Below are 13,399 nucleotides of genomic sequence, written 5' to 3'. Positions count from 1 at the left end.
TTGTGCCCTATGCCGATTCCGTTTTGGGGAGAGAAGATGGGTGCATGAGAACCCTGGCGGTGGATAATTCCCGTACCATCTCGGTAGTAATTACACACCTCCTGGGTACACTGGAGTCTTTGCGGGAAGGCAGCTCGTACATTATATCCAGCATCAACTGCTCCACAATGCTGCGCAGTGCCCTTGCCCCTGTCTTGCGCCGATAGGCTTCCTGGGCGATCGCTCGCAGTGCCTCCTCTTGAAATTCCAGGTGGATGTTGTCCATCAGCAGTAGCTTTTGGTATTGCTTCACTAAGCTGTTGCGGGGAGTAGTGAGAATGGAAACTAGGGCTTCCTCATCTAGGGGGGTGATGACAGCTGTAACAGGTACGCGCCCAATAAATTCAGGAATCATACCGTAGCGGACAAGGTCTTCTGGCTGTAGTTCTTTCAGCAAATCGGCTTTGCGGTCTTCCTTGCTGGCAATTTGGTTCGGTTCAATTTCAAAGCCAATGGGCGAGCGTTTGCGACAGCGCTGTTCAATGATTTTGTCTAAGCCCTCAAAGGCTCCCCCACAGATAAATAGAATGTTCTTGGTGTCGATTTGGATGCACTCTTGGTAGGGATGCTTTCTGCCCCCTTGGGGGGGGACATTGGCGATCGTGCCCTCCAGAATCTTTAGCAATGCCTGTTGGACACCTTCCCCTGACACATCGCGAGTAATAGATGTGTTTTCTCCTTTACGGGCAATCTTGTCGATTTCGTCAATATAAACGATACCCCTTTGGGCTTCCTCCACGTCTAGGTCAGCTGCTTGGAGGAGGCGCAACAAAATATTTTCCACATCTTCCCCCACGTAGCCTGCTTCCGTCAGAGTAGTAGCATCGGCAACCGCAAAGGGGACATCCAGTAATTTCGCTAGAGTTTGGGCAAGGAGGGTCTTACCACACCCCGTCGGACCAATGAGGAGGATGTTGGATTTTTGTAACTCCACGCCGTCCTCATCTTCATCGAGGCAATTTAGGCGCTTGTAGTGGTTATAGACGGCAACTGCAAGAATCTTCTTCGCCTCTTCCTGACCCACAACGTGCTCATCGAGGAATTTCTTGATCTCCCTCGGTTTGGGCACCTGGTGTAGATTCTTGCCCCTGCGTTTGCGCTTGTCCCCCGGCTCCCGCCGCTGCTGCTGCGGTACCAGTTCTTCCTCGAGGATTTCGTTGCATAACTCCACACACTCATCACATATGTAAACCCCAGGACCGGCAATCAATTTGCGCACCTGTTCTTGGGACTTACCACAGAAGGAGCATTTGAGGTGAGTGTCGTACTTAGGCATGGCTGTTTCTCCTCACAGAACTTCAATTACGGTGGGTGGTTTGGGCGCGAGGGCGGAACGGGGACTGTACATCACCTCATCAATTATGCCGTAAGCCTTAGCTTCTTCAGGGGACATGAAGAAATCCCGATCGGTGTCCCGTTCGATTTTTTCCAGGGGTTGTCCTGTGCGTTCTGCCAAGATACGATTGAGTAAGCCTTTGATGTAAAGGATTTCCCTAGCTCTAATTTCAATGTCGATAGCCTGCCCCTGGGCTCCCCCTAGGGGTTGGTGAATCATAATGCGCGCACTCGGGAGGGAATAACGCTTGCCCTTGGCACCCGCCGCTAACAAGAATGCCCCCATACTAGCGGCTAATCCCATGCAGATGGTGCACACATCAGGGCGAATGTGTTGCATGGTGTCGTAAATACCCATGCCTGCCGTCACCGACCCCCCTGGCGAGTGAATGTACAAGTATATGTCCTTTTCTGGGTCTTCTGCTTCCAAGTATAGGAGTTGGGAGATGACTACATTGGCTACCTTGTCGTCAATCCCTGTACCCAAAAATACTATGCGCTCCTGTAATAAACGGGAATAAATGTCGCAGCTGCGCTCCCCTCGATCGGTCGTTTCTACAATAATAGGCACCCGATCGTTTGCCCAAATGTGATCCATAGTTACTTTGCCTAACTGTCCGTATTATGCCCTAAATCCGCTGCCTCTGGGGTAGGGTGTTCCTCCTGGTCTGGGTCAGACGATTCTAGTTCATCCACTAGCTCGATCGTGGCATGGTGTTTCAACCAATCCAGTGCCAGGTCTTTTTTGAGGGATTCTGCTACAAACTCCGCCAGCGTGTCTTTATCATAGTTGCGACCGCGCAGGGCTTCTTTGTACTCCCGCAGTTGTTCTTCTACCGCTTCTGGCTTGGGGGTGAGATTCTCTAATTCCGCTATCTTGAGGAGGGCAAAGCTTTGCTTTAGGCTGCTGATTGCCTCTGGTGTTACGAGATCCCGCAACTTCTTAGTCAGGTCTTCATCTGCCAACAGCTGTTCAGCTTGGTCGGGGTCAGTACCTACCATTGTCAAGATGTGCCGCGCCCGTTGCTTGGTGAGCTTGTCAACTTCGGCTTGAACCATACTCTGGGGCAGGTCGACGGTGGTAATCGCCTCTAGGGCGGCGAGTAGCGCTTCCGTAATATTGGCATCGGTTGCTGCTGCTGCTTCCTCGATCGCTTGTTGCTGCAGATATTCCTGTAACTCCGCTAGGGTTTGTTTGTTGCTGATAGTGCGGGCAAATTCATCGTCGAGGGGTGGTAAATCACGGTACTTGATGTCGACGATTTTGTGTTTTACCCTTACCCGTTTTTCCCGCAAATGCTCCAGGGGAAAATCCTCCGGCAGAGTCATCTCCTGCTCTTTTTCTGCCCCTACGTTCATTCCCAGCAGCATACGGAAGAGTTCATACTGCAATACATTCTCTTCTAGGGCTATTTGCGCTGCTTCCCCTGCCATCGTTTCTATGACTTCGTTGCTCTCAGGGTCAATGATGACAGAATCCAAGGTCACCACATCTTCCGCTTGGACAGGACGATCGTCTACGGGTACGAGGGTAGCGTGGCGGCGGCGATACTGCTTGAGGATTTTGTCGACATACTCAGGGTCAGGCTTGACCTTGCCCGCTGTCACTTGCAGATTTTTATAGTCCCCCAGTTGAACTTCTGGCTCGTAGTCAAGGGTAAGAGAAAAGGAGAACTGGGAGCCAATCTGCAAACTGTTGAGGAGTTGTTCCCCCTCTGGTTCAATTTGGGGGCGGCCAATCAGGGACTTGCCCTTCTCTTGGGCTTGGGAAAATACCTGCTTGAGGGCATCTTGGAGCAGTTCATCAAATACAGAGGCTTTCAGGGATTCTGTCCCTACCTGGTTAATGACAATCTGCCTTGGAGCTTTGCCAGGACGAAATCCAGGCACGCGCACTTTGCGCATGAGGTCAGTGAGTACCCGATCGTAAATTCGGCGGGATTGCTCACCGTCAATCTCAATATGGAAGCGAATCTGACTACCGGGGAGTAGTTCGGAGGTGATTTTCATGCCAAGAGTTTTTCACTAGCTCCCCATGTTAGCACATCAGGCTGCCTTCTCCAGGGAGGAGCGGAGGGCAGTGATGCCTTTTTTCACCTGGCGGGAGACGGTGACGGTGGTCAGCCCCAACATCTGGGCAACTTGTTTTTGGGGCATATCCTCTAAAAAGACATACTCCAGAATCTGCCTGGTGCGGTGCTCCAGTTCTGCCAGCGCCTGCTGTAATCGCCAAATGTCTTCCTGGCTCTGATGGGAGCTGCGGGGATCACAGACGGTTTCGCCCAGGTTGGACTCGGTATCGTCCCTGAGGGGGGCATCCAGGCTGAGGGGGACGCGGTTGCGATGGGCTAGTTTGATGTCCTGCCAGTCCCTGGGGCTGATACCTAGGGCTTGGGCAATTTCTGCGTCTTGGGGTTCGCGCCCTAGTTTTTGCCGTAGTTCCTGTACTGCTCGCAGGGATTGTTGATACAGTTCGCTATAACGGCGAGGTAGACGTACAGCAAAACTGCGGTCTCTCAAATAATGTTGAATTTCACCCCTGATATAACGGGTGGCAAAGGAACTAAAGGCATAGCCGCGCTTGCTGTCGTAACGATCGATGGCTGCCAGTAGCCCCATGAAACCAATTTGCAAGAGGTCTTCATAGCTTTCGCTGGTCTGGTTTAGCCAGTAGGCAACCTCTTTTTTCACTAAGCCCGTATTGAGTTTGACTATTTGTTCTTTCAACCGCTGGGAGGGGCACTGCTGATATTGCTGCAGGAGAGTGTGGATTTCTAACTTGTGGCTGGGGGTGAACATGGCAACGGGTGAATCTACACAATCACTTTAGGGGAGTTGGTCAAGTTAGCCACCTGTTGGGTTGTTAGCAGTTACACCTAACAAGTTGTTAGGAGAATCCGCGCCGCCAGCATACCTGCGCCAAAGCCGTTGTCGATATTGACGACTGCTACACCCGCACTGCAACTGTTGAGCATGGTCAAAAGGGGGGCAATTCCCCCTAGGTGGGCACCATAGCCGATACTGGTGGGTACGCCAATTACAGGACAAGCCACCAGTCCCCCTACGACACTGGCTAAGGCTCCTTCCATCCCCGCTACCACAATTACTACCTGGGCTTTTTGCAGAATGTCCTGCTGTGCCAGGAGCCGATGCAGCCCCGCCACTCCCACATCCCACACTCTTTCCACGCTGAAACCCCAACACTCCACTGTCACTGCCGCCTCTTCCGCTACTGGTATATCCCCTGTCCCCCCTGTGAGAATGGTGACCCGTCCCGATCGTTTTACCACTTCTCCCAGAACCGCAATTCTGGCAAGGGGGTAGTAGTACAAGTTGCTTATGTCCCGTTGCACTGCCTGATAAACTTCTGGCGTGATGCGAGTTGCCATGACAATGGGGTGATGTTGCCGCAAAGTCTGCATGATAGCGCTAATTTGGGCGGGGGTTTTGCCTAGACCCAACACCACTTCAGGGAAGCTTTGGCGACGCAACCGATCGCTATCTACTCTGGCAAAGTCTCCCACTGTTTGGTAGCCCAAGCATTCTGCTAGTGCCTTTTCTGGGGACAGGCTACCTTGGGCAACTTGGTTGAACAGTTGTTTGAGTTTTTCTTCCATAGCTAGAAATTCTGTCGCCGCCGACTAATCGCATCACTTTCGTCGTAGATTTCCCCCACGATCTCTTCGAGGACATCTTCTAGCGTGACTAATCCCACTGTACCGCCGTACTCATCTACGACAATTGCCATGTGTAATCTCTGTTGCAACATTTCCCTGAGTAAATCCGCTAGGCGCTTGGTTTCAGGAATAAACACAGGTGTCACCATCACTTCGCTCACAGGAATATTGCCCCTGGTCTTGAGGGTTTGCAATGCCATCTTGAGAGTGATAATGCCCACGATCGTGTCTTTGGACTCCTCCTGGACAGGCAGGCGGGAAAACCCTGTCTGTAAACACAGATCTACTACATCTTCCAGGTAACAGGTAAAGCTAATCGTCTGCATATCAATGCGGGGTTTGACCACATCCCCAGCGCAAAGCCGATCGAGTACCAGTACTTTATCCAACAATTGCCGTCTATCCAGGTCAATATGCCCCTTGCGGTTGAGCACTTCAATTAAGAGTTGCAAATCCTGCAGTGATTCCCCTGTGCCCCGCTCCCGCACCCCCCAAGATCGCAACACTGACTCGGCAATCCATTCAAACAGCAGTAGCAGAGGTTGCAACAGTAAGGAGAGAACATAGACAGGACGCACCACTAGCCGAAAGAGGGGTTGACTGTTGGCAATGGCTAGGGACTTGGGTGTAATCTCGCCGACGATGAGAATGACCAGGGTGGTAGCAGTAGTAGCGATCGTCAGTGCCAGCCCCCCCTGCCCAAATAAAGTCACACACAGACTGGAAGCCAGTACCGCTATCCCCGTGTTGACAACGTTATTGAGAATAAGTAGAGTCGTAATGAATCTGCCCCGCTTTTGCAGTACCAGGGAATAAATCCCGCCCCGATCGCCTTGGTCTTGGATAATGGAGCGCAGTTTCAGGTTATCAAGGGCAGTAATAGCCGTTTCTGCCGCTGAACAGAGGGCTGAGACCGCCAGCAGTACAAATAAAATCAGCCCATTAACCCAAAAAATATCCCAGAAACTCTGCCCTGGGGAACCCTCACCCATAGTAAAGTCTTAGTGTACAAGGACTAGAACTGCCCATGACCCCCAATGTCGCGTCTAACCTGGTAAATGCTTTGCTCTCCTACAAGCCTATAGCCTCCTGGGCAAAACAGCAAGCCCGCCAAATGATGATCAACCGCGCTGCCCAGATTGGCATAGATTGGCACGATCGGGTAGCACAGTTACAGAAACATGATTTGGAAGCAGCTCTGGCAAAAGTACGCAATCCCCAAGTTAAGTATCCTGGTTACTATCTCCGATCGTTTCATGGCTACGAATATGGCAATTTAGGCTGGGAACCCGCCCTAGAGGTGGAAGTAGCTGCCTATGCTGTCCATTCCCGCATCTGGTCAAAAACAGGGGAAAAAGGGGGGGATGCCCAACTGCGCGCTAGCTATCACCAACAACTGTTCCCTCGCCTAGCTAACCCCCAACGCATTCTCGACGTGGGCTGTAGTGTAGGTATGAGTACCAGAGCTATGCAAGCCGTCTACCCCCAAGCAGAAGTAATAGGACTGGACTTGTCGCCCTACTTTCTAGCAATTGCCCAGCTAGAACCCTCGCCCATCCAGTGGGTGCACGCCCCTGCTGAACAGACGGGCTTACCCGATCGCTCTTTTGACCTTGTCTCCCTTAGTTTAATCTGCCATGAACTACCCCAGTCCGCCACCAGGGAAATTTTGGCAGAAATGCACCGCATTTTGCGCCCAGGGGGAACTTTCGCCATGTTAGATATGAATCCCCAATCAGAAGTCTATCGGCGGATGCCCCCCCTGATCCTGACTCTCCTAAAAAGCACAGAACCCTACCTCGATCAATACTTCAGTTTAGACATGGGGCAAGCCCTGACAGCAGCAGGGTTTGTGGGTGTGGAGATTATCCCTGTCAGCCCCCGCCATCGCGCAGTAATCGCCCGTAAGGACTAGGCAGATTTTGCCACTGCCAGATGGGGTATTGACTCAATCCCAGCGTCAGCAGGAATAAGAGTAATACAAGTCAACTCAGGGGGACAGTTGAGACGACCAGGGAGATAGGTGCCCAAGCCCCGATTGACATAGAGCCAATTCTGCCCAATGCGATGCAAGCCCTGCGCCCATTCCCAGTGTTTGACCACCTCATGGGTAGAACGCCATAACAGCTTACGTACCGATCGGGGCATACTCAAGCGCAATCTGCGGGCGTAAGCCATAATGGGACCAAGGTGGGGTAAAACAATTTGACCGCCGTGGGTATGTCCAGAGAGTTGTAAATCCACCCGCCACTTCTGCAGAACTGCCGCCGTATCAGGGTTATGGGAGAGGACAAGGCGCGGGATATGGGGGGGAATAGAGGGCAACACCTGCTGGGGCAAGAACAAATCCGACCAGTAATCCCCTAAACCCACGATCGCTAATTCCTCTCCCCAGGGATAGACCACCGCATTTTCCAACACCTGCAGCCCCCAGCGGGTCAAAGTCTTGGTGATTAACTCACGGGAATGGGGCAACTCCAAGTCGTGGTTACCCAGAACAGCAAATATCCCCACCTTTGCCCGCAACTGCCCCAGGTAGGGGGCTAACTCCAGGATTGGCTCCGGTTCATGGGTGACAAAATCTCCCGTCAACGCTACCAAATCAGGGGCAAAGGCATTAGCTTGAGCGATCGTCTCCCTAAGCAGCTTCACCCCCAGGCGCAACCCGTCAAAATGGAAGTCAGAAAGGTGTACAATACGAAGACCAGCTAACCTCTGTGGTAAGGCAGCGATCGGAACAGTGACATAATCCACCTGCAGCTTTCCCGCTACCAATTGATGAATCACGACCTCACCTTAACCCTTTGTTATTAGCATAAGTATTTCTGCTCAAGTTTATGTAAATTTTCTTATCTTTTAACATGGCTTTGATTCAGTGGTATCCCGGACACATCGCCAAGGCAGAAGCGGCCCTCAAAGAACAACTCAAGCTGGTCGATCTAGTATTGGAAGTGCGCGATGCCCGCATACCCCGATCGAGTGCCAATCCCCGTCTGAGGGAGTGGAGTAAAGGCAAACACCACTTATGTATACTTAATCGGATTGACCTAATTGGTGAAGAATTATTACAGCAGTGGTATGGGTGGTTTCGTGCCCAGGAAATGGTAGTCTATGGCACCAATGGGCAGACAGGGGAAGGAGTAGCCCAGTTAATGCAAGCAGCGCAACAGGTAGGTATAGCTATCAATCAAAAACGGCAGCAGCGGGGGATGTTACCCCGTCCCGTGCGGGCAGTGGTGGTGGGCTATCCCAACGTGGGGAAATCGGCGTTGATCAATCGTCTGCTCAAGCGGCGCGTCGCTCCCAGCGCCAACAAACCCGGTGTAACCAGGCAACTGCGGTGGATTCGCATATCTGAGCAAATTGAACTGCTAGACACCCCTGGCATTCTCCCCCCCCGCCTGGAAGACCAAAATGCTGCCCTCAAGCTGGCTATCTGTGATGACATTGGACAAGCCGCCTACGACCCCATCTCTGTTAGCAGCGCCCTCCTGGACATGTTGCGGGAATTGGGAGTGAATATTACCGATCGGTACAATCTCAACCTAGAGGACTTCCCCAGTGGCGCAGACTATTTAGTAGCCCTCAGTGCCAAAACCAAGCAGCAGCAGGAGCGCACCGCCCAGCAAATTCTCCATGATTTTCGCCGCGGCAGGCTGGGCAAGATTGGGTTAGAGTACCCACCTAACTAGCGTAGTAAACTACTGCCCCATCTTCCATTCTATTTCCCACCGTCAGCAAGCCCTGGGTATAGAGAGCCTCTATAGTCTTTCTCACTTTGGCAGGGTCTTCACCCGTTTCAATCACACAGTCGGAAACCGTTGCGCCGTTGCGCTCGCGACAAATACGCAGGATTGCTACCTCCAGTTTTTCCTTTTCCTTGCTGGAAGCCCTTTCCGTAGGATAACCAATCTGTCTGACAACCAGCGGATAATTAAACTTGAGGTCAAATCTCTCCTGGGGCATTAACAACAGCCCAATCCCTTCTATAAAAGCAATTATCCACGTTATGCCTGTCCAACAAAAGAGGAAGTAGAGAATACCCCAACCCATCTCCCCTAGGTAAAACTTGTGTACCCCCAACCCCCCCAGGAAGAATGCTAACAGAGCCGCAACGATTTTCTCCTTCTTGTCTTGCATTGTAGCCCCATGACAGCCCCAACTCTAGCATATCACACCGCTTTGGGCTAAAGCATCAGTCTTTCCCTCCTATTAAAAATATTAAAAATATCTTAATCTTTGTATTCTTGCCTGTTGAGCAAAATACCTTAAACTATTAAGGAGCTGTCCCCAATTTAAGTAGTGATGCAAACCTCTGTAAATCTGTTTTGTAGTCATTGCCAGTCATCTTCTAGGGATACCTAGTAGTTGAGACGGGAAGTTTTTTATGCTAGGAAAAATTATTCAAAAACAGTCACTGAGGAATGTTATAGTCGTTCCTTTCGCCTTACAACTCCTAGTCGCAGTCGTTATCGTAGGTGTTACTTCCCTGCGGGCGGGCCAAAAATCAGTCCAGGAAGTAGCGGTGTTGTTCCAGCAGGAAGTTAATACGAGAATTGTGGGTAAATTGCGTAGTTACACAGAAACTCCCGATGTCATCAACCAACTCAATGCCGAAGCCTTCCTGAATGGTGATATTGATGTCTTAAATGCCTCCAGGGGTAAAAATTTATTTTGGCAACAAATTATAGTTTATCCTGGGATTAGTTTTGTGTACTGCGGTGCCGAAAAAGATGGTTCCTCTTTTGGCGTTGGGCGTTTGGCTGATGATATAGACACAAAGGTACTAAGCTACAGTAATGCCAAAACCAAATACCTTAAGGAAAACTATAGACTAAATGATAGGGGTGAGGTGGCAGAATTACTGCCTTTGAGGAGCACCCACAAACCCTTTGATGCTCGTCGTCGTCCCTGGTACACGGCTGCTAAGCAAAAAGGCAAACCTACCTGGAGTGAAATATATCTGGATTTTGGCACACTGTTACCGACAGTAACTGCTAGTTTTCCTGTCTACAATTCCGATCGCAAACTGCTGGGAGTCTGTGCTGTTGATTATTTCTTACCGCGAGAGGTCAACATGTTTTTATCTTCCCTGTCTGTTGGGAAAACAGGCATTGCTTTCATTGTGGAACGATCGGGCAGATTAGTTTCCACGTCTACCCCTGAACCAACTACTAGGGGTGAGGGAGAGAATTTAGAGCGCCTGTTAGCAAAGGAAAGTGCCCACCCCCTAATTAGAGAAATCGGCATCTACTTGCAGGATAAATTGCCGACGGTGCAAGGGTTATCAACTTTTGCCCACAAATTTAAGGGAGAACAGTTTTTTGTACAAGTGCAACCATTTCAAGACAAAGATAGCATCGACTGGTTAATTGTGACAGTGTTCCCTGAGTCAGATTTTATGGTGAGGGTTGAGCAAAATTTTTACACTACTCTGATTATTTTAGCTATTACATCAACAATTGCTGTCGTTACAGGTATTATTACAGCTGAATGGCTGAGCCAACCCATTCTCAATTTGGCAAAGGCAGCCAAAAGACTAGCAGAAGGTCAATTGATGCAAAAGGTAACGATTGCAGGTACAATGGAAACTCAGCAGCTAGAAACTGCTTTCAATCAAATGGCAGAGGATATACAAATTTTAGTAACTGACCTAGAGGAAAAAGTAGAGGAGCGCACCCAAGAGTTACAAGAGGCAAATCGGGAAATTCGTTTACTCAGTGAAAAGTTAAAGGAGGAAAATTTACGTCTTACTTCTGAGCTAGCAGCAACACGCAAAATCCAGCAGATGATCTTACCCAGGGGACAGGAGCTACACCACATTTGTGACCTAGAAATTGCTGAATTTATTATGCCTGCTGATGAAGTAGGGGGTGACTATTATGACGTTTTTTCCCACAACGGTAAGATTAAAATTGGCATTGGCGATGTCACAGGGCATGGACTGGAAAGTGGGATGATTATGTTAATGGCTCAAACAGCTGTACGCGCTTTAGCTAGCCAGAGTAATGGCAACATTGAGGAGGTTTTACAGAACATCAATCAAGTGATTTGGCACAACGTACAACGCATGCGGTCGGATAAGAATCTAACTTTGGCTCTCCTGGAATATGATAGAGGTGACTTAAGAATTGTCGGGCAGCATGAGGAGGTGATAATTGTCCGATCGGATGGCAATATAGAGAGAATTGACACAATAGACCTGGGTTTTCCCATTGGTTTAGAGCCAGAAATTAGGGATTTTCTCGCTGTTTATGAAGTGAAACTACAGCAGGGAGATGTGGTAGTTTTGTACACAGATGGAATTACGGAAGCGGAAAACGATCGGGGAGAATACTACGGTATCGATCGGTTAGTAGGGGTGGTCAGGGATCATCTTGGATGTTCGGCACAGGAGATTAACAATGCTGTCATTTACGATGTGAAAAAGCACATTGGTAAGCACAAAGTGTATGATGATATTACCCTTTTAGTAATGAAACAGCGTTAGAATTTACGCTATTTTTCCCCTAGACTGAGCAAGGCAAATTAAGTTAAAATAAGGTTAAACTGGTCAGGATTAGCGGTGTGCAGGTAAGTTCTCCTATCCAACTCATATTGTTTATAGACGATCGTCCCAGTTCCTTCGAGGTGGTGAAGGCAGTAGAGGAGTTTTTGCAGGGTTGTCCACCAGAGAGTGCGGAATTGCAAGTGATCGATGTGACGGGGCAGCCCTATCTGGCAGAACATTTTCGCGTTGTCCTCACCCCTGCCCTGTTAAAAATTTATCCTGCCCCCCGTCAGACCATTGCGGGCAAGAGTTTGATGGTGCAACTCAGGAATTCCTGGCATAGTTGGCAGTTAGCCCTCCAGAATTTGCAGTCAAATAACATTGACAGAAAGAATCAAATCGATCGATCGGCAGAAATAATTAAGATGACAGATGAAGTTTTCCGCCTGACGCAGGAGAAGAATTATCTGCAACAGCAACTGCATTTCAAAGACCGCATTATTGCGATGCTTGCCCATGACTTGCGCAATCCGATTACAGCGATTTCCTTGGCTTTGGAGACGCTGGACAACAGTGGGGAGAAGTTAGACCCTGAGCAACGGGAACAGGTTTTGCTGCATGCCCGCAAACAGGTACGCACAGCAGACAATATGATTACAGAAATTTTGGAGTCAGGGCGCGGGGAGGTCTTTCACTTTCCCATTCATCCCCAACGCACTAATATCAGTGAAGTCTGTCGGCGGGTGGTGGAAGATTATTACCTGCTACATAAATTGAAGGAAAAACAACAGGATTTGGTCACGGACATTCCCAACGATTTGCCCTATGTTTATGCTGATGGGGAAAGGGTACAGCAGGTGTTAGCTAACTTGATGGATAACGCCATTAAATATACGCCTGTGGGGGGCAAGATTCAGGTCACCGCTCTCCATCGTACATCGCAAAAGGTGGAAATCACCGTTACAGATACAGGTCCAGGTGTCCCCGCTGAGTTGCGGGAAAAAATTTTTGAGGAACAGTTCCGCCTCAGTCGGGATCAACAAACGGAAGGGTATGGTATTGGTCTGGCGGTCTGTAAACGTATCATCCGTGCCCACTACGGCAAAATCTGGGTGGACAGTCCCCCCAAAGGGGGATCGAGTTTCCATGTCACCCTACCGGTCTATTAGGGGTCAAGCGAGACTGAATTAATTCCAAACGGGAGAGGGAACTGACAGCAGCCTCACGGACGTAGCTATCAGTGGTTTCAGCTTCAATTAGGCGGGTCAGGACTGCTACCCCCCGTTCATCCCCGATCGAACCCAGTGCCCCCACGATGGAGACTGCCAAAGCAGGATTATCGGTAGTTTCCAACCCGCGGATGAGGACATCGACAACGGGTGTGCCAATTTCTCCCAGTGCCATAACAGCAGCAATATGCACAACGGGGTTGAGGTCTTGCATGGCTTGTTCTAAGGCTCTAATGCCTACTTCAGGAAAACCCTCGGCGCCAAAGTTGACGGCTACCTGTGCCAACGCCTTTGCTGCACTACCTCGCACGGTGACATCACTGCTGTTTAAGAGGGAATCCGCCAAAAAGGGTACAGCCTCGTAGCCAATTGCCCCGATCGTTTTTACCGCTGCGCGGCGATAGGTGGTGTCCGTTTCTCCCAATAATGCCATGAGGCGCGGGATAGTGGTTTCATCTTGTTGTTCCACGATCGCTGCCATTGCTCGCTCCCGCAGATGGGGATTGGGGTGCTTCAACTGCTCAAATAATTCATCCCAGTTAGTTGTCATAGATTTCTTGCGTCGAATATATGCCTAAGGGTAGCACGATCGATAGGGTGCCTTTGCTACGCTCAGGGGAATAGGTACG

The 13,399-nt window shown here is 50.0% G+C and carries 13 protein-coding genes; 4 read left to right on the top strand and 9 right to left on the bottom strand.

What is annotated here, in order from left to right:
• Positions 1 to 7 precede the first annotated feature (7 nt).
• From clpX to NZM01_10875, 6 genes are all read right to left on the bottom strand, one after another.
• Complete coding sequence (gene clpX / locus NZM01_10900) at positions 8 to 1,315, bottom strand: ATP-dependent protease ATP-binding subunit ClpX (GenBank protein ID MCS6960541.1); 1,308 nt, start codon at positions 1,313 to 1,315, stop codon at positions 8 to 10.
• Positions 1,316 to 1,327: 12 nt separating this feature from the next.
• The gene (gene clpP / locus NZM01_10895) at positions 1,328 to 1,972 is read right to left on the bottom strand and encodes an ATP-dependent Clp endopeptidase proteolytic subunit ClpP (GenBank protein ID MCS6960540.1); all 645 of its coding nucleotides are present in this window, start codon (positions 1,970 to 1,972) and stop codon (positions 1,328 to 1,330) included.
• A gap of 11 nt (positions 1,973 to 1,983) precedes the next feature.
• Positions 1,984 to 3,384, bottom strand: a complete 1,401-nt coding sequence (tig, locus tag NZM01_10890) for a trigger factor (protein MCS6960539.1) — start codon at positions 3,382 to 3,384, stop codon at positions 1,984 to 1,986.
• A gap of 36 nt (positions 3,385 to 3,420) precedes the next feature.
• Positions 3,421 to 4,173: a sigma-70 family RNA polymerase sigma factor gene (locus tag NZM01_10885; protein ID MCS6960538.1), complete on the bottom strand. Its 753-nt coding sequence runs from the start codon at positions 4,171 to 4,173 to the stop codon at positions 3,421 to 3,423.
• Between the two features lie 77 nt (positions 4,174 to 4,250).
• Positions 4,251 to 4,991: a nickel pincer cofactor biosynthesis protein LarB gene (larB, locus tag NZM01_10880; GenBank protein ID MCS6960537.1), complete on the bottom strand. Its 741-nt coding sequence runs from the start codon at positions 4,989 to 4,991 to the stop codon at positions 4,251 to 4,253.
• A gap of 2 nt (positions 4,992 to 4,993) precedes the next feature.
• Positions 4,994 to 6,043 carry a hemolysin family protein gene (locus tag NZM01_10875; GenBank protein ID MCS6960536.1) on the bottom strand — a complete coding sequence of 350 codons (1,050 nt, stop codon included), beginning with the start codon at positions 6,041 to 6,043 and terminating at the stop codon, positions 4,994 to 4,996.
• A 35-nt stretch (positions 6,044 to 6,078) separates the two neighbouring features.
• Between NZM01_10875 and NZM01_10870 the strand changes: the two genes are divergently transcribed.
• A complete protein-coding gene (locus NZM01_10870) occupies positions 6,079 to 6,966 on the top strand; it encodes a class I SAM-dependent methyltransferase (GenBank protein MCS6960535.1) in 888 nt (295 codons plus the stop codon).
• Here the strand turns inward: NZM01_10870 and NZM01_10865 are convergent.
• Complete coding sequence (locus NZM01_10865) at positions 6,963 to 7,838, bottom strand: metallophosphoesterase (GenBank protein MCS6960534.1); 876 nt, start codon at positions 7,836 to 7,838, stop codon at positions 6,963 to 6,965. The genes NZM01_10870 and NZM01_10865 overlap by 4 nt on opposite strands.
• A gap of 74 nt (positions 7,839 to 7,912) precedes the next feature.
• Between NZM01_10865 and ylqF the strand changes: the two genes are divergently transcribed.
• Positions 7,913 to 8,743, top strand: a complete 831-nt coding sequence (gene ylqF, locus NZM01_10860; GenBank protein MCS6960533.1) for a ribosome biogenesis GTPase YlqF — start codon at positions 7,913 to 7,915, stop codon at positions 8,741 to 8,743.
• Here the strand turns inward: ylqF and NZM01_10855 are convergent.
• Positions 8,736 to 9,191 (bottom strand): TM2 domain-containing protein, encoded by a 456-nt coding sequence (locus tag NZM01_10855; protein MCS6960532.1) that lies wholly within the window; start codon positions 9,189 to 9,191, stop codon positions 8,736 to 8,738. The genes ylqF and NZM01_10855 overlap by 8 nt on opposite strands.
• A 247-nt stretch (positions 9,192 to 9,438) precedes the next feature.
• Here NZM01_10855 and NZM01_10850 point away from each other — a divergent pair, with 247 nt between their 5' ends.
• Both NZM01_10850 and NZM01_10845 read left to right on the top strand, forming a co-directional pair.
• Positions 9,439 to 11,541, top strand: coding sequence for a SpoIIE family protein phosphatase (locus tag NZM01_10850; GenBank protein MCS6960531.1), 2,103 nt, complete (start codon positions 9,439 to 9,441; stop codon positions 11,539 to 11,541).
• A gap of 77 nt (positions 11,542 to 11,618) precedes the next feature.
• Complete coding sequence (locus NZM01_10845) at positions 11,619 to 12,710, top strand: histidine kinase (protein MCS6960530.1); 1,092 nt, start codon at positions 11,619 to 11,621, stop codon at positions 12,708 to 12,710.
• Here NZM01_10845 and NZM01_10840 read toward each other — a convergent pair.
• Entirely contained in the window at positions 12,691 to 13,320 is a 630-nt protein-coding gene (locus NZM01_10840; protein ID MCS6960529.1) for a HEAT repeat domain-containing protein, read from the bottom strand. The two genes, NZM01_10845 and NZM01_10840, sit on opposite strands and share 20 nt — an antisense overlap.
• Between the last annotated feature and the right edge of the window lie 79 nt (positions 13,321 to 13,399).

Origin of the sequence: Pseudanabaenaceae cyanobacterium SKYG29 (assembly GCA_025055675.1) — a bacterium.
In the GTDB taxonomy this organism is placed as follows: Bacteria; Cyanobacteriota; Cyanobacteriia; order Pseudanabaenales; family Pseudanabaenaceae; genus M5B4.
The sequence above is the reverse complement of the archived record's forward strand: the minus strand, read 5'-3'. Positions and strand labels throughout refer to the sequence as shown.

Bases quoted from the DNA above. Each gene is read 5' to 3' on its own strand.
- NZM01_10840 (MCS6960529.1), bottom strand. From the start codon at position 13,320: ATGACAACTAACTGGGATGAATTATTTGAGCAGTTGAAGCACCCCAAT.
- NZM01_10850 (MCS6960531.1), top strand. From the start codon at position 9,439: ATGCTAGGAAAAATTATTCAAAAACAGTCACTGAGGAATGTTATAGTC.
- clpX (MCS6960541.1), bottom strand. From the start codon at position 1,315: ATGCCTAAGTACGACACTCACCTCAAATGCTCCTTCTGTGGTAAGTCC.
- NZM01_10885 (MCS6960538.1), bottom strand. From the start codon at position 4,173: ATGTTCACCCCCAGCCACAAGTTAGAAATCCACACTCTCCTGCAGCAA.
- tig (MCS6960539.1), bottom strand. From the start codon at position 3,384: ATGAAAATCACCTCCGAACTACTCCCCGGTAGTCAGATTCGCTTCCAT.
- ylqF (MCS6960533.1), top strand. From the start codon at position 7,913: ATGGCTTTGATTCAGTGGTATCCCGGACACATCGCCAAGGCAGAAGCG.
- clpP (MCS6960540.1), bottom strand. From the start codon at position 1,972: ATGGATCACATTTGGGCAAACGATCGGGTGCCTATTATTGTAGAAACG.
- NZM01_10875 (MCS6960536.1), bottom strand. From the start codon at position 6,043: ATGGGTGAGGGTTCCCCAGGGCAGAGTTTCTGGGATATTTTTTGGGTT.
- NZM01_10870 (MCS6960535.1), top strand. From the start codon at position 6,079: ATGACCCCCAATGTCGCGTCTAACCTGGTAAATGCTTTGCTCTCCTAC.
- larB (MCS6960537.1), bottom strand. From the start codon at position 4,991: ATGGAAGAAAAACTCAAACAACTGTTCAACCAAGTTGCCCAAGGTAGC.
- NZM01_10855 (MCS6960532.1), bottom strand. From the start codon at position 9,191: ATGCAAGACAAGAAGGAGAAAATCGTTGCGGCTCTGTTAGCATTCTTC.